Origin of the sequence: Luteimonas saliphila (assembly GCF_016774335.1) — a bacterium.
In the GTDB taxonomy this organism is placed as follows: Bacteria; Pseudomonadota; Gammaproteobacteria; order Xanthomonadales; family Xanthomonadaceae; genus Luteimonas; species Luteimonas saliphila.
In genome coordinates, this window is sequence record NZ_JAETWA010000010.1 from 1 (window position 1) to 22,497 (window position 22,497).

The window sequence follows — 22,497 nt, forward strand, 5'->3', positions numbered from 1 at the left end:
CCGAGTGGCAATCCCCGGCCCGGAACGCCCCGAGCCGCAAGCCCGGGACCACCCCCTGACAACCGGGCCAGGCTCCCTCACATGGGAGAAGAACCTTTTTACTGGCTCTTCTCCCATGTGAGGGAGAAATGGTCTGCGATGGGGAAGTCCCAGTCAGGACTTCGGATGGACGCCGCGCCCCGGCGCCCGGGAATCGCTTTCCGCTCGGTCAGGGCATCGTGCCCTGACTCGCGCGCAAAACATCCATGTTTTGCTTGCCGCGATCCCCGGGCACCAGGACGCGGCTCATCGTTGCCTGCCCGCGATGGCCGGGTGGCCAGCTCCTTCGAAGCCAGGCAGATGACTGGCCGATGGGCGTTCCGGGTCGGGGGTTGCGAAAAGCAGCGCATGGATGCGCTGCGGCGGCGAGTCAGCCATGGGCGAGCGCGGACGTCTTGCGCGGCACAGCCGCGCGTCCGCGTGAGCGCCCGGCGCGCTGCGCCGAGCCGGACCGCGCAGCGGGCTGACCGAGCCGGGTAGCAATCCCCGGCCCGGAACGACCCCCGGCCGCAAGCCCGGGTCCAATCTCCGACAACCTGGTCAGTTCCCTTACATTGGAGAAGATCCTTTTTATTGGCCGTCGTGGGGGCCCCGCCGTCCTTCAGGATCGCGTATCACCCGCCGCGCGACGCCATCGGTGTGGCGGCCTAGAATCCGCGCACCCCATGCGCAAGATCATCCACATCGACATGGACGCGTTCTACGCGTCGGTGGAGCAGCGCGACGATCCGTCGTTGCGCGGCCGGCCCGTGGTCGTTGCCTGGCGCGGCGCGCGCTCGGTGGTCTGCGCGGCGTCTTACGAGGCGCGCAGGTACGGCGTGCGGTCCGCGATGCCGGCCATGCGCGCCGAACGGCTGTGTCCCGACGCCGTGTTCGTGCCACCGGACTTCGTGCGCTACAAGGCGGTCTCGCGGCAGGTGCGCGCGATCTTCCTCGAGCACACCCCCCTGGTCGAGCCGCTGTCGCTGGACGAGGCCTACCTCGACGTCACCGCGCCGCGGATCGAATCCTCCAGCGCCACCGCGACCGCGCAGGCCATCCGCGCCCGGATCCGGGAGGAAACGCAGCTGACGGCGTCGGCGGGCGTGGCGCCGAACAAGTTCATCGCCAAGATCGCCTCCGACTGGAACAAGCCCGACGGCCAGTTCGTGGTCAAGCCGGCGCAGGTGGAGGCCTTCCTGCTGCCGCTGCCGGTCGGCCGCATCCCGGGCGTGGGCAAGGTGATGCAGGGCAAGCTGGCCGAACTCGGCGTGCAGACCGTGGCCGACCTGCGTGCGCTCACGCGCGAGGAACTGCAGCTGCGCTTCGGCAGCTTCGGGGCATCGCTGTACCGGCGCGCGCGCGGCATCGACGAGCGGCCGGTCGAACCCAACCAGCCGGTGCAGTCGATCTCCGCGGAGGACACCTTCGAGCGCGACCTGCCGCTGGCCGAGCTGGTGCCGCACGTGCGCCGGATCGCGGAGAAGGCGTGGAACGCGACCCGCAAGACCGAACGCATCGGCCACACCGTGGTGCTGAAGCTCAAGACCGCGCAGTTCCGCATCCTGACCCGCAGCCTGACGCCCGAAGCGCCGCCCGGTGGCTGCGAACCGTTCACCGCGATCGCGCTCGCCCTGCTCGACCGCGTGGACCTGCCGGCCGACACGCGTTACCGGCTGGTCGGCGTGGGCCTGTCCAACTTCCGCGACGCGGAGGACGCCGCGCCGCAGCCGGGGCTGTTTCCGGTGGAGGCCGCCGCGTCCTGAGCTGCGCGGTGGCTGGGCCCGTACGTGCCCGTGACGACGCCGGGGACCCTTCGGACCTGCATCGAGATCGCGCGTGGGCCGCGCCGCCAGGCAGCGCAGCGGGAACCGGTCAGGCGGACGGACACCGACGGCCAGCCCGCGTCGCGGGCCGGCCGGATCACGTCCGCGTCGTCTCCACGCGCCGGTCCGACGGCCCCGAAGGGGCTCCAGGTCGTGCACCGGCGTGGAACGCGCCGGACCATTCCTCCGTCGCTCCGGGGCGGGGCGAAATGCGTGCGCGCCTGGGGGCGTCGTGCATGCGCCGCCGGCCGCTAGACTGCAGGCCCGTTCCACGAGCCGGCCCGATGTCCGCAGCCCCCCGCGCGATGTTGTTCGACCTGGACGGCACCCTGGTCGACAGCGCCCATGGCATCGCCTGGGCGGTGAACCAGACCCTGGCCGAGCTTGGCCACCCGGCGGCGGACGAGCCGCTGGTGCGTAGCTGGATCGGCGAAGGCGCGCGCTTCCTGCTGCACCGCGCGCTGCGCCACGCGGGCGCCGACCTGCCGGATGGCAAGGCCTTCGATTGCGTCTTCGCGTTGCTGATGCGGCACTACGCGGCCTCGCTGCCGCGGCAGGCGCGCGCCTATCCCGGCGCGGACGCCGCGCTGCGCGGGCTGCGCGAGCGCGGGGTGGCGGTGGCGCTGTGCACCAACAAGCCGCAGCGCTTCATCGATCCGCTGCTCGAGGCGCTCGAGTGGCGCATGCTGTTCGACGGGATCGTCGGCGGCGACACGCTGCCCGAATCCAAGCCTTCGGCCCTGCCGCTGCTGCACCTGGCGCGCGCGCTCGACGTGCCGGTCGAGGCCTGCCTGATGGTGGGCGATTCGCACACCGACGCGGCCGCCGCGCATGCCGCCTCCATGCCGCTGGTGCTGGTGGACTACGGCTACCACCGCGAGTTCGACCTGCACGGCGCGGGCGCGGTGGCGGTCATCGGCGACCTGCGCACGCTGCTGCAGATGCGGACTCCTGGTGCGGCTGCGCACGCGGTGTCGACCCGCGCCGTCTAGCCGCTGCAGGACGGCGAGGCCGCAGACCGCCTCCGGGACGATGTCGGTGCGATCGTGGGGTGTCGCGCACGCCACGCCCCACACCCCGGGTGCGCTTCGCTTACCCGGGCTACGCACTGCCGGCTCCTGGCGCAGGCGCGCACGCGGTGCCGACCGGCGCCGTTTAGCCGCTGCAGGACGGCAAGGCCGCAGACCGCCTCGGGGACGATGTCGCTTTGATCGCGGGGTGTCGCGACCGCCACGTCCCACACCCCGGGTGCGCTTCGCTTACCCGGGCTACGCACTGCGGATGCCGGTTGCGGATACGGCATCGCCCGTGGTGTCCTGCGGCGGGGTGTAGCTGCCGCGGCAGGCGGCCCCCGGTTCACTCCTCGCCGCGCGCCCGTCGATCCCCGGACGCGCTGTCAGCACTCATGCCTGTGTGCTGCCAACACGGCAGGTGCGCACGGCGCTAGGCTGGGTCGGACCAACGGGGAGACAGACATGAGCGGGATCCGACAGGGGGCGGCGGCCGCGTTGTGGCAGGTGCTGATTCGCGAGGCGCTGGACAGGCGCGGCGCCGAGCTCGATGAATCGCAGGAAAGCTACCTGGTGTTCGTGCTGCTGCGCCACCAGCGCGACGCGCACCTGCTGGCGCGTATCCAGGCGCTGGAATGGCTCGATGCGCAGACGCAGGTCGGCAGCGTGCGTAGCGACGCGCTGCGCGACGTGGGCGACCGCTGCCTGCTGGTGGCGGGGCTGTTCCCGGCGCTAGCGCGCCGGCGCCGGGTCGGCGTGGAGTACTTCGTGGACCTCGGGCGCGGTGCCTACCAGGGCGTGGCCGATGCCGGGCACGACGCCTATGCCGAGCTGTTCGCGCGCCTGGCCGGCACCTATCACGAGCTGGTGGCGACGCTGCAGGCGGTGCGGGGGCAGGTCTCCTTGCCGGTGCCGATCGCGCACCCGCGCGCCCTGCACTGACACGGTCGGGCAGGCGGGTCTGCGCCCGGCGCTGTCGCGCGTGCACCCCGCCTGTGTCGTAGGAAGCGCTCTCCCCGGGCAACGTGGCCCGCGTCGCAGCGGGCGTGCCGTACCTGGCCGAGCGCTTCCCGATGGGCTTCAGTGCACCGACGGGACGGCGACGCCGGTTGCCCACGCGCGCGCCGGCCGTCCAACCCGTCAGACGCCAGCCAGCCGCCTGCGCGCATGCGGCCGCGCAGCCCCAGGCTGGCGGCCGGCCCCACGACGCTCCTGCGCGCGTCAGCGCCCCGGACGCCAGCGCAGCGCGACGTGGTATTCGCGCCCCGGCTGGTAGTACCAGGCCACCGTCTCGTACTGGCGGTCGAACACGTTGCTGGCGCGCGCGAGCAGGGTCCAGTCGCGGTGCAGCGCGTATTCCAGGCGCAGGTCGGTGGTGGCGTAGCCCCCCAGGCGCACGGTGTTGGCGGGGTCGTCGTAGCGGCTGCTCGCACCCTGCACCGTGATACCGGCGCGCAGCGGGCCGAAGCCGCGGTCCAGGTCGATCCGGCCGGTGCTGCGCGCGCGGCGCGCCAGCAGGTTGCCGTCGTTGGCGCCGCCGCTGCGGTCGCGCGGATCGGTGTGGCTGAGCTCCAGCGCGACGTCGATCCCCGCCAGGGTGGTGCCGAAGGCGAACTCGGCGCCGCGGATGCGCGCCTGGTCGACGTTGCTGCCCACGCCGCGATAGTCCGGCGGCGGGTAGACGAACACGATCAGGTCGTCGATCCGGCTCTCGTAGACGTCGAACGACCAGTGGTGGCCCTGCGCGATGCGGGACAGGCCGAGGTTGAGGCTGGTCGATTCCTCCGGCCGCAGGTCGGGGCTTTCGGAGCCGGGGTAGTACAGGTCGTTGAAGGTCGGCGCCTTGTAGCCGGTGCCGAGCGAAGCGGTCAGGCGCAGGCCGTTGTCGAACGCTGTACCCCAGCCCAGCGCGCCGGTGACGTGGCTGCCGAACTGTTCGTTGTCGTCGTGGCGTACGCTGGCCTGCAAGCGCTGGGCACCCGCCTGCCCACTGTAGGCGAGGAACACGCCGGTGTTGTCGCGCTCGTCGACCGCATATGCGGTGGCGCTGTCCACGCGGTCGTTGCCGTGGTCGACGCCGAGGCTGAGCAGCTGGTCGGAGGCCAGCTGCACGTCGGCCTGCACGGTGGCGCTGTCGCGACGGGTCTGGAAGTCGCTGCGCGGCAGGGTGTCGAGGAAGTCGTCGGAGCGGTCGACATTGCGCGCCAGCGCGAGGCTCAGCGCGAGCCGCCCGTCCCCGGGCGCGTGCCGCAGGCGGGCACCTGTGACCCGCTGCCGGATGCGCGAGCGGTTGGTCCACGAGCCGTCGAACTCGTTCTCGGCGTCGGCCTGCAAGAACTGGCCGTCCAGCACCAGCGCCTCGCCGAAGCGGTAGCCGCCGCGCAGGCTGACGGAGGTGCTGCGGTAGCCGTCGTCGTCGGGCTCGTCGGCGAAGCAGCCCTGGAACAGCGCGCCGGAGCCGCGGCAGGCGTTGAAGCCGTCGGTGCTGTCATAGGCGCCGTGGGCGCCGATCCAGCCGCGCTCGCCGCGGTGGTCGAAGCCGGCGCTGGCCTCGCGCGCGTCGTGGCTGCCGCCGCCGACGCTCGCGTAGGGCGAGAAGCCCGTGGCCTGGCTGCCGCGGGTGAACACCTGGATCACGCCGCCGATCGCTTCGGAGCCATACAGGCTCGAACGCGGCCCGCGGATGATCTCGATGCGTTCGATCTGCGCCAGCGGCAGGTCCTGGATCGCCGCCATGCCGGCGGTGGCGGAGTTCATCTTGACCCCGTCCACCAGCACCAGCACGTGGTCCGATTCGGTGCCGCGCAGGAACAGGCTGCTGAGCTTGCCGCGGCCGCCGGTGTTGCCGACGTCGATGCCGGCGCGTCCGCGCAGCAGTCCGATCAGGTCGCGCGCCTGGCTGCGCTCGATTTCGGTGCGGTCGATGACCTGCGCCGGCACCAGGCTGTCGGCCAGGCGCTGCTCGCTGCGGGTGGCGGTGACCAGCACCGTGTCGAGGTCGGTGGCGGCGGCATCGGCGCGCGCCGCGCCGGGCAGGGTGGAGGCGGACAGGAACAGGGCGGCGGCGATCGCCGCGGGCAGGGAACGGTGCATGCAAGGCTCTCCATGGCGCGCACACCCGCGTACGCGCCGGTTTCGGTCGAGTCACGACAGGGAGAGCAGGGGCCGCGGAACCGGACACACGCGCCGGCATCGCCGCCGCGACGCCCTCCGCATCGCAACCAGTGAGCTTCGTGGCCGGTCTCCGGACTCGCGCGCGAGGCATCCGATGCCTCGGCCGTCGCGCCTTCCCATGCCTTGGGCACAGTGGCGGATGCGGCGGCCTGACGCGCTTACCGTTGCGGGGGCAGTGCCGGAATGGCCGTGTCGCTGCTCGCGACGTCGGCGTCACCGGCTTCCCGTTTCAGCCCTTGGACGCATGTCCGCGGGCCACCTCGAAGCAGCGCGCATTGTACGCGATCGGGGTATCGGCCCCGCAGGAGCGCCTTCAGGCGCGGCCGCTGTCCGGGTTCTGGAGGCGCTCCAGCACATCGCGCCTGAAGGCGCTCCTGCGAACGGCGGTCAATCGTGCTCGCCGCCACCGGGGTCGTCGAGGAAGCCGAACGAGGGCGCGGGCGACTCGTCCTGGTGGTGGGTGGTGGTCACAGGCGCTGCCGCAGGCCGACCGCGCGGCGGCGGCAGGCCGGCGGTTGCCGCCTCGACCGCGGCCACCAGCTCGGCGCGGCGGGCCTCGGGGATCTCCTGCCAGTGGCAGTCCTGCAGCGCGCCTTCCAGCGCATAGAGCATGTTGAGACTGGGTTTGAAACCGGCGCGTCTGACCCGCATGAACGCATCCACCGGGCCGGCCGCCACCAGGTCCTCCTGCGTGCGCAGGCCCACCTGGCGCAGCCAGGCGGCGGACTTGGGACCGATGTTGCGCAGTTTCAGCGGAGCGTTCATGGCAGCGACTCGACGTAGATCCGGGCGATGGTTTCCAGCCCCTCCTGATCCATAACGTCGAAACGGGCCGGATCCGGGCTGTCGAGGTCGAACACCCCCACCAGCGCACCGTTCCGGACCAGCGGCACCACCAGTTCCGAGCGCGAGGCCGCGTCGCAGGCGATATGGCCCGGGAAGGCGTGCACGTCCTCGACCCGTTGCGTGCGGCGGCTGCTCGCGGCGGCGCCGCATACCCCCCGGTCGAGCGGGATGCGCACGCAGGCGGGCAGGCCCTGGAACGGGCCGACCACGAGTTCGACGCCATCGTAGAAGTAGAACCCCACCCAGTTCAGCCGCGGCAGTGCGTGGTAGACCAGGGCGGCGAGATTGGCGGCGTTGGCGATCCGGTCGCGCTCGCCATGCAGGAGCGCGCGGGCCTGTCCGGCGAGCTGGGCATACTGTTCGGGCTTGTCGCCGCTTAGACTTGTGGCGCTGAACATGCGGGCAGTGTAGCAGCGCGTCCACGCGCGCTCCGGAGGACGGGTGAAGGATCTGGGACGGCTCGATCGCGACGGCTCCGGCTTCCGCCTGCGCGGCGGACAGGTGACGCGGCTGGAGACCTTCGTCGACGCCGCGTTCGCGTTCTCGCTGACCCTGCTGGTGATCGTCACCAGCGACCTGCCGCAGACCGCCACCGAGCTGCGCGAGGCGCTGAAGAAGGTGCCGACCTTCGCCGCCTGCTTCGCCGTGCTGATGATGTTCTGGGGCGCGCACAACCGCTGGAGCCGGCGCGTCGGCCTGGAGGACGCGAAGTCGACCCTGCTGAGCCTGGCGTTCGTGCTGGTGGTGATGGTGTACGTGTATCCGTTGCGGATGGTGAGCTCGAGCTTCCTGTCGCTGGTGACCGGGGGCTGGCTGCCGAACGAACTCGGTATCGACCCGGACCATGTGATGCGCGACCTGCAGACCACGTTCATCGTCTACGGCCTGGGCTTCGGGCTCCTGGCCTGGTTGCTGTGGCGGCTCAACGCGCACGCGCAGCACAGGGCCGATGCGCTGGCGCTGGACGCCAACGAGCGCCACCTGCTGCGTACCGAGGCCGGTTCGCACGCGATCCTGACGCTGGTCTCGCTGGCCAGTCTGGTGTTCGCGCTGGCGCTGTACATCGCCGATCCGAAGTTGCGGGGTCCGATGCGCGTGTTCGCCGGACTTCCGATGTGGTGCTATGCGACGCTCGGGCTCTGGATGCCGTGGTACCACACGTACCGCGAGCGGCGACGGTTGTCGCTGCATGCGGCGACGCTTCCGGGTGGTGGCGGCGCGTGAACCGGGCCTGTTTCGTCACCGGTACCGACACCGGGGTGGGCAAGACGTTCGCCTCGGCGGCCTTGCTGCATGCGCTGCGGGCGCGGGGCCTGCGTGCGGTCGGGATGAAGCCGGTCGCCAGCGGCTGCGTGCACACCGCCGGCGGCTGGCGCAACGAGGACGCGCTGGCATTGATCGCTGCCAGCGATCCGGCCCCGGCCTATGCCGACGTCAACCCGTACGCGCTGCCCGCTGCGACCGCGCCGCAGCTGGCGGCGCGCGATGCCGGCGTCGCCGTGGCGCTGCCACCGCTGTTGTCCGCCTGCGCGCGGCTGGCGGCGAGCGCGGATGCGGTGGTGGTCGAGGGCGTGGGCGGCTGGGCCGCGCCGCTGGCGGACGGATTCGAGCAGGCGGAACTGGTGCGCGCGATCGACGCCGATGTGGTGCTCGTGGTCGGGCTGCGGCTGGGCTGCCTCAGCCACGCGCGACTGACCGCACGCGCCATCGAAGCCGATGGCTGCCGTCTCGCCGGATGGATCGGCAACCGCATCGATCCGTCGTTCGACCGCGCGGACGACTACCTCGACCTGCTCCGCGACGCCCTGCCGGCGCCGTGCCTGGGCGTGCTGGCGCATGCGCCGCATGGGGGCAGCGCCGCAGCGCACGGGCTCGAGGTGGCATCGCTGTGGCGGAGCGCGGGCGGCCGCTGAACCTCGCCGCGTGCCCTTCCGTAGTGGGGGAGAGCGCCAGAGGCGGATCCAGCAGCCCCCCCGCAGCGGGGAAGGCGTCGCGCGCATGCCGTATCCCTTCCCCGACGCGGTAGGGGAGGCGTCGAAGCGGAGGTCCTATCGCCTTCGCCCACGCAGTGGGGGAAGGGAACGAAGGCGGACGGGGGCGCGTCGAAGGCGCGGCAAGGATCTCGTCCGCGTCCACCCTCACCCCTGCCCTCTCCCGCGAACGGGACAGGGCTCCGTCCCGGCGTCAGCCGTGCTGCGGCGCCGGCGGCGGCAGCCGATCCGCGTCGTCCGCTGCGCTCGCCGTCTCGTAGTCGCGATCGTGCGCATGGTCGCGGGCGAGGTACAGGTAGAACGCCGGCAACACGAACAGCGTGAACACGGTGCCGATGGTCATGCCCGAGGCGATCACCGTGCCCATCGAGAAGCGCGAGGCCGCGCCCGGGCCGCTGGCCATCAGCAGCGGGATCATCGCGAACACCAGCGCCGCGGTGGTCATCAACACCGGCCGCAACCGGATCGCGGTCGCTTCCTCGATCGCCTCGCGCTTGGACAGGCCCTGCTCGATCTGCAGCTTGTTGGCGAACTCCACGATCAGGATGCCGTGCTTGGAGATCACCCCCACCAGCGTCATCAGGCCCACCTGGGTGTAGATGTTGATGCTCATCCCGGGGAAGGCCTCGATCCCCGAGAAGCCGAGGATCCCGCTGACGATCGCCAGCACGTTGAGGGTGAGCAGCGCGCCGCAGATCGCCATCGGCACGGTCAGCAGCATGATCAGGGCATCGCGGAAACTCTCGAACTGCGCCGACAACACCAGGAAGATCACGATCAGCGCCAGCCCGAGCGTGATCAGCATCGCCGACCCCTCCTGCTTGAACTGGCGCGACTCGCCGGCGTAGTCGACGCTGTAGCCCTGCGGCAGCACGTCGCGCGCGGCCTCGTCCAGGATCGCCAGCGCCTCGCCCTTGCTGACCCCAGGGCGCGGCGCGAACGTGATCGCCACCGAGTTGAGCTGCTGGAAGCGCTTGAGCGACTGCGGCTGGGTGCTCTCGCGCAGCGTCACCAGGGTCGACAGCGGGATCAGCTCGCCGTCGCGGGTGCGGGTGTAGTAGTTCTGCAGCTGCGCGGCGTTGAGCCGGTCGCTGCGCTGCACCTGCGGGATCACCAGGTAGGAGCGGTTCTGCATCGCGAAGCGGTTGGTGTAGCCGCCCGAGAGCATCGCCGACATGTCGGCCGCGAGCGTGCGCATGTCGATGCCGAGCGAGGCCGCCTTGTCGCGGTCGATCACCACCTCGATCTGCGGCTTGTCGATCTTCAGGTCCTTGTCGAGGAAGATGAAGCGCTTGCTCTCCATCGCCCTGGCCAGGATCTGGTCGGCAAGCTCGCTGAGCTGGCTCAGCTCGCCGACGCCGCCGATGACGAACTCGCCGCCGCCGTCGCCGCCGGCGCTGGGCAGCGAGGGCGGAACCAGGGCGAAGGTGTTCAGCCCGGTGACCTCGCTGATCTTCGGCTGCAGGTCCTGCTCCAGCACCTGCTTGGTCGAGCGCTCGCGCTCGCTCCAGGGCTTGAGTACGAAGCCGGCCATCGCCATCGGGCTGGCGCCGCCGCCGGCGCCGCCGAAGCCGCCGTTGAACAGGAAGTAGTCCTGCACCTCGGGCACGTCCTTGGCGATCTGGGTGACCTCCTCGGTGTAGCGCTCGACGTAGTCGAGCGTGGCCGTGGGGTCGGCCTGCGCGATCGAGAAGATGAAGCCCTCGTCCTCGAGCGGCGCCGGTTCCTTGGGCGCGGTCATGTACAGGAACGCGCACGAGACCAGCACGATCGCGCCGAACAGCGCGATCACGAACTTGGTCTCCAGCGCGCCGTGCAGCCGCCGCTGGTAGCCCAGGCGCAGCTTGTCGAAGCGGGTGTCCAGCCAGGCTTCCAGCCGGCCCTTGCTGCCCTCGCCGTGCGGCTTGAGGATCTTCGCGCTCATCATCGGCGAGAGGGTCAGCGCGATCACGCCGGACAGCAGCACGCTGCCGGCCAGGGTGAACGCGAACTCGGTGAACAGGATGCCGGTGAGACCGCCCTGGAAACCGATCGGCAGGTACACCGCCACCAGGGTCGTGGTCATCGCCACCACCGGCCATGCCAGCTCGCGCGCGCCCTTGATCGCCGCGTCGTAGGGCGACATGCCTTCCTCGATGTGGCGGTGGATGTTCTCCAGCACGATGATCGCGTCGTCGACCACGATCCCGATCGCCAGCACCATCGCCAGCAACGTCAACAGGTTGATGGTGAAGCCCATCAGCAGCATCAGGAACAACGAGCCGACCAGCGACAACGGCACCGTCACCGCCGGAATCAGCACGCTGCGGATGCTGCCCAGGAACAGGTAGATCACCACGATCACGATGATGACCGCCTCGATGATGGTGGTCACCACCTCGTTGATCGCGTCCTGGATCGCCTCGGTGCTGTCGTAGGGGATGGTGGCGATGATGCCTTCGGGAAGCTGCGGCACGATCTCGTCGTCCCACAGCTGGCGCACATCCCGGATCACGTCCAGCGAGTTGGCGTCGGGCGAGACGAAGATGCCCATGAAGGTGGCCGCTTCGCCGTTGATCCGGACCGAGGTGCCGTAGTTCTCCGAGCCCAGCACCACGTCGGCGACGTCGCCCAGGCGCACGATCGCCCCGTCCTGCTCGCGGATGACCAGCTTGCGGAACTCCTCGGCGTTGCGCAGGTCGGTGCGCGCGGTCATGTCGATCGCGACCATCTGGCCCTTGGTCGAGCCCACTGCGGAGAGCACGTTGTTGGACTGCAGCGCGGTGGCGACGTCGCTGGCGGTCACCTGCAGCGCGGTCATGCGATCGGGTTTCAGCCACACCCGCATCGCGAACGTGCCGGCGCCGAGGATGTCCGCGCGCTGTACCCCACCGACGGTGACCAGCTTGGGCTGGACCACGCGGGTGAGGTAGTCGGTGATCTGGTTGTTGTCGAGCGTCTCGCTGGCGAACGACACGTACATCGCCGCGATCTGCTGGCCCTGCTGCAGGTCGATCACCGGGTCTTCCGACTCCGGCGGCAGCTGGCCGCGCATCTTGTTGACCTTGGCGGCGATCTGGGTGAGCGCCTCGTTCGGGTCGTGGTCGAGGCGGATGTAGGCCTGGATGGTGCTCACGCCGGCCGAGCTGGTCGAGGCCAGGTAGTCGATGCCCTCGGCGCTGGCGATCTCGCGCTCCAGGGGCGTGGTGATGAAGCCCTGGATCAGGTCGGCATCGGCGCCGTAGTACACGGTGCTGACATTGATCACCGCGTTGCGCAGCTCCGGGTACTGACGCACGTTCAGTTCCGAGAACGCACGCAGTCCGAAGATCAGGATGAACAGGCTGACGACCATCGCCAGCACCGGCTTGTTGATGAAGATGTCGGTGAATTTCATCGCTCTTCCCGTGTCCTGCCCCGCGTGCGGGGGTGAGGGAAATCCGTTTGCGCGGCAATGCCGCGCGGGTTTTCCGAACGGCCGGCGCGCTGCGCCGGACCGGACGGAATTCGAAGTCGCCCCGGCGCCGGCGTCAGCGGTTCTCGGCCTGCGGCTGCGCCTCGGAGCTCGGCTGGATCTTGTTGTTGACAGTCACCTCGGCTTCGTTGCGCAGCTTGAGCAGGCCGCTGGTCGCGACCCGTTCGCCGGGCTTGAGGCCCTCGGTCACGGCGATCAGGTCGCCGCGGGCGGTGCCGGTCTTGATGAAGCGCTGGTTGACCACTAGCTTGTTGCCGGTCAGCGCATTGCCCTGCATGTCGGTCTCGCCCTCCTTGCGCGGCACTTCGCTGATCACGAACACCGCGTTGCCGTAGGGGTTGAAGCTGACCGCGGTCTGCGGGATCACCACGACGTCGCGCTCGCCGCCGAGCGCGAGGTCGACGTGGGCGAACGCGCCCGGACGCAGCGTGCCGTCGGGGTTGTCCAGCGTGGCCTGCGCGGTGAAGTTGCGCGTGCCCGGGTCGATCCCGGGTTCGATCGCAGTCACCCGGCCCTCGAACACCTTGCCGGGCAGGGCGTCGACCGTGGCGCGGATCGTCGTTCCCGGCTTGAGCTTGTCCATGTACAGCTCGGGCAGGTTGAAGTCGAGGTAGATCGGGTCGAGCTGCTGCAGGCTGACGATAGGATCGCCCGGCGAGACGAACTGGCCGAGGTTGACCTTGCGGATGCCGAGTTCGCCGCTGAACGGCGCGCGGATGGTCTTCTGCGCGATCAGCGCGCGCTGCGCGTCGGCCTGGGCACGCGCGCTGGCGGCGGTGGCGGTGCGCTGTTGCACCTCGTCCAACGACACCAGCTGGTCCTTGCCCAGTTGCTGCCAGCGCTCGGCCTGGACGTCGGCCAGGCGCGCGGCGGTCTCCAGCGACTTCAGCGTGGCCAGCTCGTTGTCGGTGTTCAGGCGCACCAGCACGTCGCCGGCCCGGACCGGCTGCCCGGCCTCGAATTCGAGCGCACGCACCACGCCACCGGCTTCGGTGGTGACGTCGGTCCCGTTCACCGCCACCAGGGTGCCGACCGCCTCGGTATCGTCCGACCAGCGCTCGGCCCGCGCCTCGGCGGCACTCACCGCCGCCGCCGGCTGCGGCATGTTGTCGAAGAAGTTGTTGGTCTGCGCGCCGATGAAGGCCTTGACGGCGAACACGCCGCCGAACACCAGCGCGGTGACCAGCAGCATCAGGATCAGGCGCAGCGCGAATCGCGGTTTGCGCGTCTTGGGGGCGGTGGACATGGGCGGAGCCTTGCGGGGGGACGGGGGACGGGCGACGGGGGACGGGATTCAGCGGATCGGGCGTACGGGATACGGGCAGGGCGCGTCGAATACATCGCGGCACAGGCGCTGCGTCATGCGGTCGAGCGAGTCGTCGTCGCCGGGGTCGAACAGCGGACGCCAGCCGTAGCCATTGAGCAGGTAGTGCAGGTGCTTGAACAGCAGCCGGTACGGATCGCCGATGCCGGCCGGCTCCAGCAGGCCCTGCTGCTGGGCGAGAGTATGCATACCCAGGCACAGGATCCATGGGCCGATCGTCAGGCATTCGTCCGGCATGGCGAAGCCCGTCGGCAGGTCGCCGTTGCGACGCGCCTCGGCGGCGATGCCGTCGACCGCACTGGCCAGCGGTTCGCAGGCTTCCAGTGCGCGTTGGCGGCTGTCGGCGGAGGCGGCGCCCCAGACCACGTCGGTCCAGACGAACTGGGCGAGGCGGAAATGTTCGGGTTGCTGGCGCAGTACGATCAGGTCGGCCAGCGCGATCGCGACGATGCGGTCGCGGGTCGCGCCGCTCCAGCGCGCCGCGCGCTCGAACAGCTCCACCCGGCCCAGGCAGTTGCGCGTCGACAGCGCCACCAGCAGGTCTTCCTTGCTGGCGAAGTGCTTGTACAGCGTGCCGATCGCGTATTCGCATTCCTCGGCGATCTTCGACATCTGCAGGTTGAGCAGTCCGTCGCGCTGGATCAGCGCCTGCGCGCAGTCGAGGAACAGGTCCTCGCGGCGTGCGAACTCGCGCTGCTTGCGGTCGACGGTGGCCATGGCTCGGGGAGGGTGCTGCGTCCGGGGAGCGGGATTGTGAACCAGATTCATTCCGTGATCCAGCGTCCGTTGTTCCTTCCCCGGGGACCGGCGTCGCCGCCTGCAGGGCGCGCGACCACTGACGAACGGCAGGGTCCATTCCTTCGGCCAACTAGTATACTCGCCGGTACAGAAATTACGACCTGCCCGCGCTTCGCGTGGGCCCGTACCGGGATTGCCCATGCGCCGCCTCACCCCCTTGCCGTTGCTCTTCCTGCTCGCCGCCTGTGGTGGCGAGCAGGCCGCCCCCAGTCCGCCCCCGCCGGAGGTCGGCGTGATCGAGGCGATGCCCGCCGACCTTCCGCTGACGCTCGACATCGGCGGCCGCCTGGCGCCGTTCCGCAGCGCCGACGTGCGCGCCCGGGTGCCGGGCGTGCTGCAGAAGCGGGTGTACGCGGAGGGCAGCGATGTCCGCGAGGGCGACGTGCTGTTCCTGATCGATCCGGCGCCGCTGCAGGCGGCGCTGGGGACGGCGCAGGCCTCGCTGGCGCAGGCGCAGGCGAACTACGCCAATGCGAAGGCCGGCGCCGACCGTGCGCGCCAGCTGGCGCCGCAGAACTACGTGTCGCAGTCCGATCTCGACAACGCGCTCGCCGCCGAACGCAGTGCCGCCGCCGCGGTGCAGGCGGGGCGGGCTGCGGTCGATTCCGCGCGCATCAACCTCGGCTACGCCACCGTGCGCGCGCCGATCGCGGGCATCGCCGGCAGGCAGCGCGTGACCGAGGGCGCGCTGGTCGGACAGGGCGATGCGACCCTGCTGACCACGGTGGACCAGGTGGACCCGCTGTACGTGAACTTCTCGATCAGCGTCAGCGAACTCGAGCGCATCCGCGCCCTTGTCGCCGCCAGCGGTCGCGACCGGTCCGAGGTCGCGGTGCGCCTGCCGGACGGCAGCGAGCATGCGCACAAGGGCGTGCTGGACTTCTCGGCCGACCTGGTCGATCCGGCGACCGGCGCGGTGTCGATGCGCGCGAGCGTTCCCAATCCCGACAAGCGCCTGCTCCCCGGCACCTACGTCACCCTGGAGGCGACCATGGGCATGCAGCAGGGCGTGTTCGCGATCCCGCAGGCGGCGGTGCAGCGCGACGCAGCCGGCGCGTACGTGCTGGTGGTGGGGGCGGACGGCAAGGTCGCACGCAGGGACGTGCGGACTTCGTCGGCCAGCGACGGCGACTGGATCGTCACGGAGGGTATCTCCGCCGGCGAGCGGGTGATCGTGGCCGGGGTGCAGAAGGTCCGCGTGGATGCGCCGGCGACGGCCGTGCCGTGGCAACGCGAGGGCGCGGCGCGGGCGTCGCCGCAGGCGCCCGCCCAGCCGGGGCCGCAGCCTGCGGCGCCATCCGCGGAACCATCCGCGGCGCCCGCTGCGGTACCCGACGGCGCGCCCGCCGACGCCGACGCGGAAGGCTGACCGGCCATGCCAAGGTTCTTCATCCACCACCCGGTCTTCGCCTGGGTCGTCGCGATCCTGATTTCGCTCAGCGGCGTGATCTCCCTGCTCAACATGGGCGTGGAGTCGTACCCCAACGTCGCGCCGCCGCAGGTCACCATCAGCGCCACCTATCCTGGTGCCGATGCGCAGACCGCCGAGCAGGCGGTCACCCAGGTGATCGAGCAGCAACTGACCGGCATCGACAACCTGCTGTACTTCAGCGCGTCGTCGAGCTCCTCGGGGGGCGTGTCGATCACGCTGACCTTCGAGAGCGGCACCGATCCCGACATCGCCCAGGTGCAGGTGCAGAACAAGGTGTCGCTGGCGACGGCGCGCCTGCCGACCGAGGTGATCCAGCAGGGCGTGGTGGTGGCCAAGGCCAACAGCGGCTTCCTGATGGTGGTCGGCCTGCGCTCGGTCGATGCCTCGATGGACCGCAACGCGCTCAACGACATGATCGCCTCGCGCATCCTGGAGCCGCTGGCGCGGGTGCCGGGCGTGGGCAATACCCAGCACTTCGGTTCGTCGTACGCGATGAACATCTGGCTCGACCCCGAGAAGCTGCAGGGCTACGGCATGTCGGCCTCGCAGGCGCTCGCCGCGGTGCGCGGGCAGAACGCCCAGTTCGCCGCAGGTTCGATCGGCGCCGATCCCGCGCCGGAAGGTCAGGGCTTCACCGCCACGGTCGCCGCCGAAGGCCGCTTCAGCACGCCCGAGCAGTTCCGGAACATCATCCTGCGTTCCGATGCCGAAGGTGCCGTCGTGCGGCTGGGCGACGTGGCGCGCGTCGAGGTCGGCGCGCAGGGCTACGGCTTCGACGCCAAGTTCGACGGCAAGCCGGTGGGCGCGGTGGCGGTGACGCTGCAGCCGGGTGCGAACGCGCTGGCGGTGGCCGAGGCGGTCACCGCGCGCATGGACGAGCTGCAGGCGACGTTCCCGACCGGGGTGGAGTGGTTCACGCCGTTCGACACCACCACCTTCGTCCGGATCTCGATCCAGGAAGTGGTGGTGACCCTGGTCGAGGCGGTCGTACTGGTGTTCCTGGTGATGCTACTGTTCCTGCAGAACCTGCGCGCGACGATCATCCCGACGCTGGTGATCCCGGTCGCGTTGCTGGGCACGTTCCTGGGCCTGGGCATGATCGGCTTCACGGTCAACCAGCTGACGCTGTTCGCGATGGTGCTGGCGATCGGCATCGTGGTCGACGACGCGATCATCGTCATCGAGAACGTCGAACGGATCATGGCCGAGGAGCACCTTCCGGCGCGCGAGGCGACCGAGAAGGCGATGGGACAGATCACCGGCGCGGTGGTGGCGATCACCGTGGTGCTGGCGGCGGTATTCATCCCCAGCGCGCTGCAGGGCGGGGCGTCGGGCGAGATCTACAAGCAGTTCGCGATCACCATCGCGATGGCGATGGGTTTCTCGGCCTTCCTCGCGCTGGGCTTCACCCCGGCGCTGTGCGCGAGCTTCCTCAAGCAGCACGATCCGGACGCGGTCAGGAAGCAGAACGTCGTCTACCGCACCTTCAACAGGTACTACGATCGCATCAGCCGGACCTACGTGGGACATATCGCAAGCGCGGTGAAGCATGCGCCGCGCTGGATGATGGTGTTCGCGGCGATCACCGTGGTCTGCGCGCTGCTGTTCACCCGCCTGCCGGGCAGCTTCGTGCCGGAAGAGGACCAGGGTTACGCGATGGCCATCGTGCAGTTGCCGCCCGGTTCCAGCCTGCAGCGCACGCAGGCGGTGTTCGAGGACGTGCGCACGGCGATGGAATCCATCGACGGCTACCAGGGCATGATGCAGATCGCCGGCTTCAGCTTCGTCGGCCAGGGCGAGAACGTCGGCATGGCGTTCATCCGGCTCGACCACTGGGACGACCGCGACGTCACCGTGCCCGAGTTCATCCAGCGGGCCAACGGCGCGCTGCAGGGCATCAAGGAAGCGCAGATCTTCGTCGTCAACCTGCCGACCATCCGCGGCCTGGGCCAGTTCGGCGGCTTCGACATGTACCTGCAGGATCGCGCGGGCCTCGGCCGCGAGGCCCTGGGTGCGGCGCGCGACACGCTGGTCGCGAGCGCCGCGCAGCAGCCCGAGCTGCTGAGCGCGGTGCGCCCCAACACCCTGCAGGACGCGCCGCAGCTCAAGCTCGAGGTCGACCGCGCGCAGGCGCAGGCGATGGGCCTGTCGGTCGGCGACGTGTACAGCGCGATCCAGCTGATGCTGGCGCCGGTGTACGTCAACGACTATTTCTCCGAAGGTCGGGTCAAGCGCGTGATCATGCGCGCCGACGCGCAGTTCCGCAGCGGCCCGGAGTCGTTCTCGCGCTTCTACACGCCATCGGCCCTGGAAACCGTCGACGGCAACCCGGCGATGGTCCCGCTCAGCAACGTGGTGTCCACGCGGTGGCAGATGAACGCGCCAGCGCTGACCCGCTACAACGGCTACTCGGCGGTGAACATCAACGGCTCGCCGGCGCCCGGCCGCAGCTCCGGCGAGGCGATGGCCGCGATGGAGGACATCGTCGCCGACGAACTGCCGACCGGGATCGGCTACGACTGGACAGGACTGTCGTACCAGGAAATCATCGCCGGCAATACCGCGACGTTGCTGCTCGTGCTGTCGGTGCTGGTGGTGTTCCTGTGCCTCGCGGCGCTGTACGAGAGCTGGTCGATTCCGGTCTCGGTGCTGTTGGTGGTGCCGCTGGGCCTGCTTGGCGCGGTGCTGTTCACGATGATGCGCGGGCTGTCGAACGACATCTTCTTCAAGATCGGCCTGGTGACGGTGATCGGCCTGGCGGCGAAGAATGCGATCCTGATCGTCGAGTTCGCGGTGCTCGAGCGCACCCAGGGCAAGACGCTGCGCGAGTCGGTGATCGAGGCGGCGCGCCTGCGTTTCCGGCCGATCCTGATGACCTCCTTCGCCTTCATCATGGGCGTGGTGCCGATGGCGATCTCCACCGGTGCGGGCGCCAATGCGCGCCACGCGATCGGCACCGGCGTGATCGGCGGCATGCTGTTCGCCACCTTCCTGGGCCTGTTGCTGATCCCGGTGTTCTTCGTCGCCGTACGCAGGATGCTGGGCGACAGGATGGACGAACCGGCGACGCAGGCGTCGTCGCCGCCACCGAGCTGAGGGCGGGGGATGCGCGCCATCGTCGTCCACTGGTGGGCCTGGCCGGGGCAGCGTCCCGGGTCCCTGCCGGCGCGGGCACGACGACGTCGGGCGCTGCCGTGCTTCCCGCCGCGACTATGCGGCGGACGTCGGCGATGCCGGGCGTGCGTGCGCGAGGCGCATTGCGTACAGCGCGGCGCCCAGGTGCGGCGAATGCAGCGGCTGGTGCGGCTCGAACGCGGGATCGAGCGCCTGCAGGGCGCCGGTAAATGGCGCCAGCAGCAGCTCCCCGGCGCTGAAGGCGCCGCCGGACCAGGACACCGGGACGCGCTCGCCGTCCTCGAATGCCAGGGCGATGCGCAATGCGGCGGCGATCCGCGCCAGTTCGTCGCCAGCCCGGCGGAAGATGTCCATCGCCGCCTCGTCGCCCTGGCGTGCGGCGTCGGCCACCAGCGGCGAGAGCTGCGCGATGTCGCCGCGCGGTAGTGCCGCATCGCCGTAGACGCGGGCGCACAGGTCGAGGTCGTTCCGCAGGTGCAGGTGTCCGCGCAGCAGGGCATGCAGCGGCCCCTTCGGCAGCCGGCCGTCGCTCATGCGCGAGAACGCGTTCATCCCCTGCACGGCGATCCAGTAGGCCGACCCTTCGTCCGAGAACGCTTCGCCCCAGCCGCCCGCGCGCGCGGCCACGCCCTGGCGTTGGCCGTACCCGATCGAGCCGGTGCCGGCGACGATGTTGACGCCGTCGCCGCAGGCGAACGAGCCGGCCCAGCCGCAGACCATGTCGTTGTCGCAGTGGTAGCGGTCGTGGCCGAGGATCGCGCGCGGCAGCGCGTCGAGCAGGGGGGTGACGCGGCTGTCCTCGCCATGGGCGGGCAGTCCGAAGAAGGCGTGGCCGATGGCGTCGCGATGCGCGCCGGCGGTCGCCAGCAGCTCGTCGATGCCGTCCGCGAGCGTGGCGCGGACGCCCTCGAGGCCGACCTGCGGGTGGTAGGTGGTCGCGCGTTGGCTCTCCGCGAGCAGGCGTGCGTTGCCGTCGACCAGGACGAAACGGGTCTTGGTGCCACCGCCGTCCACGCCCAGGTAGCAGGTTGCCGCCATCAGTCCGCCAACGGGTGGATGCGCACGCCCTGCACCACGCGGTTCACCGTTCCCTGCACGTTGGGATTGTCGGGCGACAGGCCGAGCGCACGCGACGCGAAGAAGGCGTACAGCTGCGCGACCGCGACGTAGGGCCAGAGCAGCTCGACGTCCTGCGCCGCGGCCATGCCGGGCACCGCCAGCGTGTCGCGCGCCGCCAGCGGGCGCGGATGCGCGGTGACCTCGATCACGCGCGCGGCGCAGCCATCCTGGCGCAGTTCGTCGATCAGGTCCTGGTCGTAGCGGCGCGTGGTCGCGTCGCCGGACACGAACACCATCACCAGAGTGCGGTCGGTGACGAAGGTCTTCGGCCCGTGCCGGAACCCGAGCGGGGAATCGAAGCAGGTGGCGACCGCACCGTTGCTGAGCTCGCCTAGTTTCAGGCATGCCTCCCGGGCCAGGCCCTGGAACGGTCCGCTGCCGAGGTAGGCGACGCGGTCGAAGCCGCGCAGCGCGAGTTCCTGCAACGCCGGCCGGGCATCCGCGATGACGCGGGCCGTGGCATCGGCGACCACCGCGATGCGCTGGTCCAGCGCATCGATCCCCGCCAGCGCGGCGAGCGTGGCGTACATCATGCAGCTGAAACTCGAGGTCATCGCGAAGCTCGCGTCGTGCGTCTCCTCCGGCAACTGCAGGGTCATCGCCTGCCGCGCGGCGATGCGGCCGAGCGCGCCGTCGGGGTTGCAGGTGACCAGCAGGTGGCGCACGCCGGGCACCAGGGTCTCGGCCAGTTCGACCGCGGCCAGGCTTTCCGGGCTGTTGCCCGAGCGTCCGAACGAGACCAGCAGCAGCGGCTGGTGCGGATCGAGGTACAGGCGCGGGCAGCTGACGATGTCGGTGGTCGGCACGGCATCCACGCGCGCGGCCAGCTGCCGATCGAGCAGGGGCGCCAGGCACTGGCCGATGTAGGCGGAAGTCCCGGCCCCGGTGAGGATGATGCGCGCGGCCGGATCGTGGGCGATCGGTCCGACGAAGGCCTCGATCCGTTCGCGCAGCTGAGCGAGCAATGCGTGCGTGCGCGCGAGCATGCGCGGCTGCTGCTCGATCTCGCGTGCGGTGTGCAGCGCGCCCGACGCGGCGAGCTCCGCCTCGGGAACGCCCAGGTATTCAGCGGTGGTCATGGCGGGGATGGCATGCACGGTGGTAATCATCGAGGACGGTGGCGACGTGCGCCATGACGAGGGAGTGCGGATCGCGGGTCGCCCGTCCCTCGCGCATGGCGCGCAGGGCGTGGGGCAGATGCTGGCTGAGCAGGGGCAGCGGCGGCGGCCGGTCGCGCAGGTTGGCGAACAGGCGCCGGCGGGCGTGCTCGATCACGGGATCGGGCCAGTAGTAGCGGATACGGTCGCTCAGGCTGTACGACAGGTCGAGCTCGAGCTGGGTGCCGTGCGCGTGGTAATACCGCTGCCAGTGCGCGGGCTGCTCGTGCATGCGCGCAAGCGCGAGTTCGCGCAGGTTGGCGCGCGCGTCGGATTCGATCGTCTCGCGTTCGATCGCATCGAGCGCCCACAGCGCCTCGCGCAGCGCGAACGTCAGACCGGGGCCGACCTTGAGGATGGCGAAGTGGTCGCGTACCAGCGCGTGCAGCGCACCGGCGGTCTGGTAGTCGGTGGAATGCGCCTCGAACACCATGCCCGGCACGCCGACGATCGCCTCGCTGAGCGCACGCGCCGCGTCGGGACAGTAGTCGACGACCTCGTGGTGGTCGAATTCCACGCCGGGCTGCACGACCGAGGCGATGACCCGCGTCCATGCCGACGCCAGCCCCGCAGCGGCGAAGGCGCGGCGGTGCGCTTCGATCGTGGCCAGGGCCGCCTGCGGGGTGGTGGGTTCCAGGCCTTCGATCGCCTCGGTGGCCCCGCCCGGTACCGGCACTTCGGTCCCGATGACGTAGGCCGGCGGTTCGCCGCCGACGCGCGCATGCGCGGCTTCCGCCGCAATGCACAGGCGCACCGCGCGTTCGACGACCACCGGTTCCGGCAGCGGCACCGGGTCGCCGGCGCAGGCCATCGAGCAGTCGAGGTGGATCTTGCGGAATCCCGCTGCGACGTAGGCATCGACCATCGCTTCGGCCTTGTCCATCGCCGCGGCGGCATCGAGCGCGGTCCACGGGTTGGGGCCGAGATGGTCGCCGCCGAGCGCGATGCGCGCCGGATCGAAGCCGACGTCGGCCGCGATCGCGTGGACGAAGCGCACGAAGTCCGCAGGCGTCATGCCGGTGTAGCCGCCGTCCTGGTTGACCTGGTTGCAGGTCGCCTCGAACAGCACCACCGGTGCCCCGACCCGCAGCGCATGGCGCAGCGCGGCCTCGATGACGATCGGGTGGGCGGAACAGACTGAGGTGATGCCCACGGCATCGCCGCGCTTGTGCCGTTCGATCAGGTCGAGCATGACGCGCATTGCATCCGACTC

General features: G+C 70.5%; 16 protein-coding genes and 1 riboswitch. Of the genes, 7 read left to right on the top strand and 9 right to left on the bottom strand.

Translation table 11 applies throughout. The annotated features are described in order from the left end of the window. Positions 1 to 704: 704 nt before the first annotated feature. The 3 genes from dinB to JMO03_RS01050 all read left to right on the top strand — a co-directional run bounded on the left by dinB (position 705) and on the right by JMO03_RS01050 (position 3,796). Positions 705 to 1,784 carry a DNA polymerase IV gene (dinB, locus tag JMO03_RS01040; RefSeq protein WP_202839351.1) on the top strand — a complete coding sequence of 360 codons (1,080 nt, stop codon included), beginning with the start codon at positions 705 to 707 and terminating at the stop codon, positions 1,782 to 1,784. Positions 1,785 to 2,128: 344 nt separating this feature from the next. Further along, positions 2,129 to 2,836, top strand: coding sequence for a phosphoglycolate phosphatase (gph, locus tag JMO03_RS01045; protein ID WP_202839357.1), 708 nt, complete (start codon positions 2,129 to 2,131; stop codon positions 2,834 to 2,836). Positions 2,837 to 3,319: 483 nt separating this feature from the next. Next, on the top strand, positions 3,320 to 3,796 hold the full coding sequence (locus tag JMO03_RS01050; protein ID WP_202839359.1) for a hypothetical protein: 477 nt from the start codon (positions 3,320 to 3,322) through the stop codon (positions 3,794 to 3,796). 279 nt (positions 3,797 to 4,075) lie between these two features. On the opposite strand, the gene JMO03_RS01055 is transcribed toward JMO03_RS01050, so the two are convergent. From JMO03_RS01055 to JMO03_RS01065, 3 genes are all read right to left on the bottom strand, one after another. After that, positions 4,076 to 5,947, bottom strand: a complete 1,872-nt coding sequence (locus tag JMO03_RS01055; protein ID WP_202839371.1) for a TonB-dependent receptor domain-containing protein — start codon at positions 5,945 to 5,947, stop codon at positions 4,076 to 4,078. A 125-nt stretch (positions 5,948 to 6,072) separates the two neighbouring features. Further along, positions 6,073 to 6,306, bottom strand: a riboswitch (cobalamin riboswitch). Positions 6,307 to 6,415: 109 nt separating this feature from the next. After that, the gene (locus JMO03_RS01060) at positions 6,416 to 6,793 is read right to left on the bottom strand and encodes a TfoX/Sxy family protein (protein ID WP_202839373.1); all 378 of its coding nucleotides are present in this window, start codon (positions 6,791 to 6,793) and stop codon (positions 6,416 to 6,418) included. Next, positions 6,790 to 7,272, bottom strand: a complete 483-nt coding sequence (locus JMO03_RS01065; RefSeq protein WP_202839375.1) for a GAF domain-containing protein — start codon at positions 7,270 to 7,272, stop codon at positions 6,790 to 6,792. The genes JMO03_RS01060 and JMO03_RS01065 overlap by 4 nt, the downstream gene beginning before the upstream one ends. A gap of 43 nt (positions 7,273 to 7,315) precedes the next feature. Here JMO03_RS01065 and JMO03_RS01070 point away from each other — a divergent pair, with 43 nt between their 5' ends. Together JMO03_RS01070 and bioD are read left to right on the top strand one after the other, a co-directional pair. Continuing rightward, positions 7,316 to 8,098 (top strand): TMEM175 family protein, encoded by a 783-nt coding sequence (locus JMO03_RS01070; protein ID WP_202839377.1) that lies wholly within the window; start codon positions 7,316 to 7,318, stop codon positions 8,096 to 8,098. Beyond that, positions 8,095 to 8,787, top strand: a complete 693-nt coding sequence (gene bioD, locus JMO03_RS01075; RefSeq protein WP_202839379.1) for a dethiobiotin synthase — start codon at positions 8,095 to 8,097, stop codon at positions 8,785 to 8,787. Before JMO03_RS01070 ends, bioD begins: the two co-directional genes overlap by 4 nt. Positions 8,788 to 9,058: 271 nt before the next feature. On the opposite strand, the gene JMO03_RS01080 is transcribed toward bioD, so the two are convergent. The 3 genes from JMO03_RS01080 to JMO03_RS01090 all read right to left on the bottom strand — a co-directional run bounded on the left by JMO03_RS01080 (position 9,059) and on the right by JMO03_RS01090 (position 14,360). Then, the gene (locus JMO03_RS01080; RefSeq protein WP_202839381.1) at positions 9,059 to 12,241 is read right to left on the bottom strand and encodes an efflux RND transporter permease subunit; all 3,183 of its coding nucleotides are present in this window, start codon (positions 12,239 to 12,241) and stop codon (positions 9,059 to 9,061) included. Positions 12,242 to 12,374: 133 nt separating this feature from the next. After that, positions 12,375 to 13,565, bottom strand: a complete 1,191-nt coding sequence (locus JMO03_RS01085; protein WP_202839384.1) for an efflux RND transporter periplasmic adaptor subunit — start codon at positions 13,563 to 13,565, stop codon at positions 12,375 to 12,377. Positions 13,566 to 13,613: 48 nt separating this feature from the next. Continuing rightward, entirely contained in the window at positions 13,614 to 14,360 is a 747-nt protein-coding gene (locus JMO03_RS01090; protein ID WP_202839386.1) for a TetR/AcrR family transcriptional regulator, read from the bottom strand. 220 nt (positions 14,361 to 14,580) lie between these two features. Here JMO03_RS01090 and JMO03_RS01095 point away from each other — a divergent pair, with 220 nt between their 5' ends. Both JMO03_RS01095 and JMO03_RS01100 read left to right on the top strand, forming a co-directional pair. Beyond that, positions 14,581 to 15,810: an efflux RND transporter periplasmic adaptor subunit gene (locus JMO03_RS01095; protein WP_202839388.1), complete on the top strand. Its 1,230-nt coding sequence runs from the start codon at positions 14,581 to 14,583 to the stop codon at positions 15,808 to 15,810. Positions 15,811 to 15,816: 6 nt separating this feature from the next. Then, entirely contained in the window at positions 15,817 to 18,969 is a 3,153-nt protein-coding gene (locus JMO03_RS01100) for a multidrug efflux RND transporter permease subunit (RefSeq protein ID WP_202839390.1), read from the top strand. Between the two features lie 114 nt (positions 18,970 to 19,083). Here the strand turns inward: JMO03_RS01100 and JMO03_RS01105 are convergent, their stop codons facing one another. The 3 genes from JMO03_RS01105 to JMO03_RS01115 are packed head-to-tail and all read right to left on the bottom strand — an operon-like array spanning position 19,084 to position 22,485. Beyond that, positions 19,084 to 20,046, bottom strand: coding sequence for a BadF/BadG/BcrA/BcrD ATPase family protein (locus JMO03_RS01105; protein ID WP_202839392.1), 963 nt, complete (start codon positions 20,044 to 20,046; stop codon positions 19,084 to 19,086). Further along, positions 20,046 to 21,206 (bottom strand): SIS domain-containing protein, encoded by a 1,161-nt coding sequence (locus tag JMO03_RS01110; RefSeq protein WP_202839394.1) that lies wholly within the window; start codon positions 21,204 to 21,206, stop codon positions 20,046 to 20,048. Before JMO03_RS01110 ends, JMO03_RS01105 begins: the two co-directional genes overlap by 1 nt. Beyond that, entirely contained in the window at positions 21,193 to 22,485 is a 1,293-nt protein-coding gene (locus JMO03_RS01115; RefSeq protein ID WP_202839396.1) for a D-tagatose-bisphosphate aldolase, class II, non-catalytic subunit, read from the bottom strand. Before JMO03_RS01115 ends, JMO03_RS01110 begins: the two co-directional genes overlap by 14 nt. Between the last annotated feature and the right edge of the window lie 12 nt (positions 22,486 to 22,497).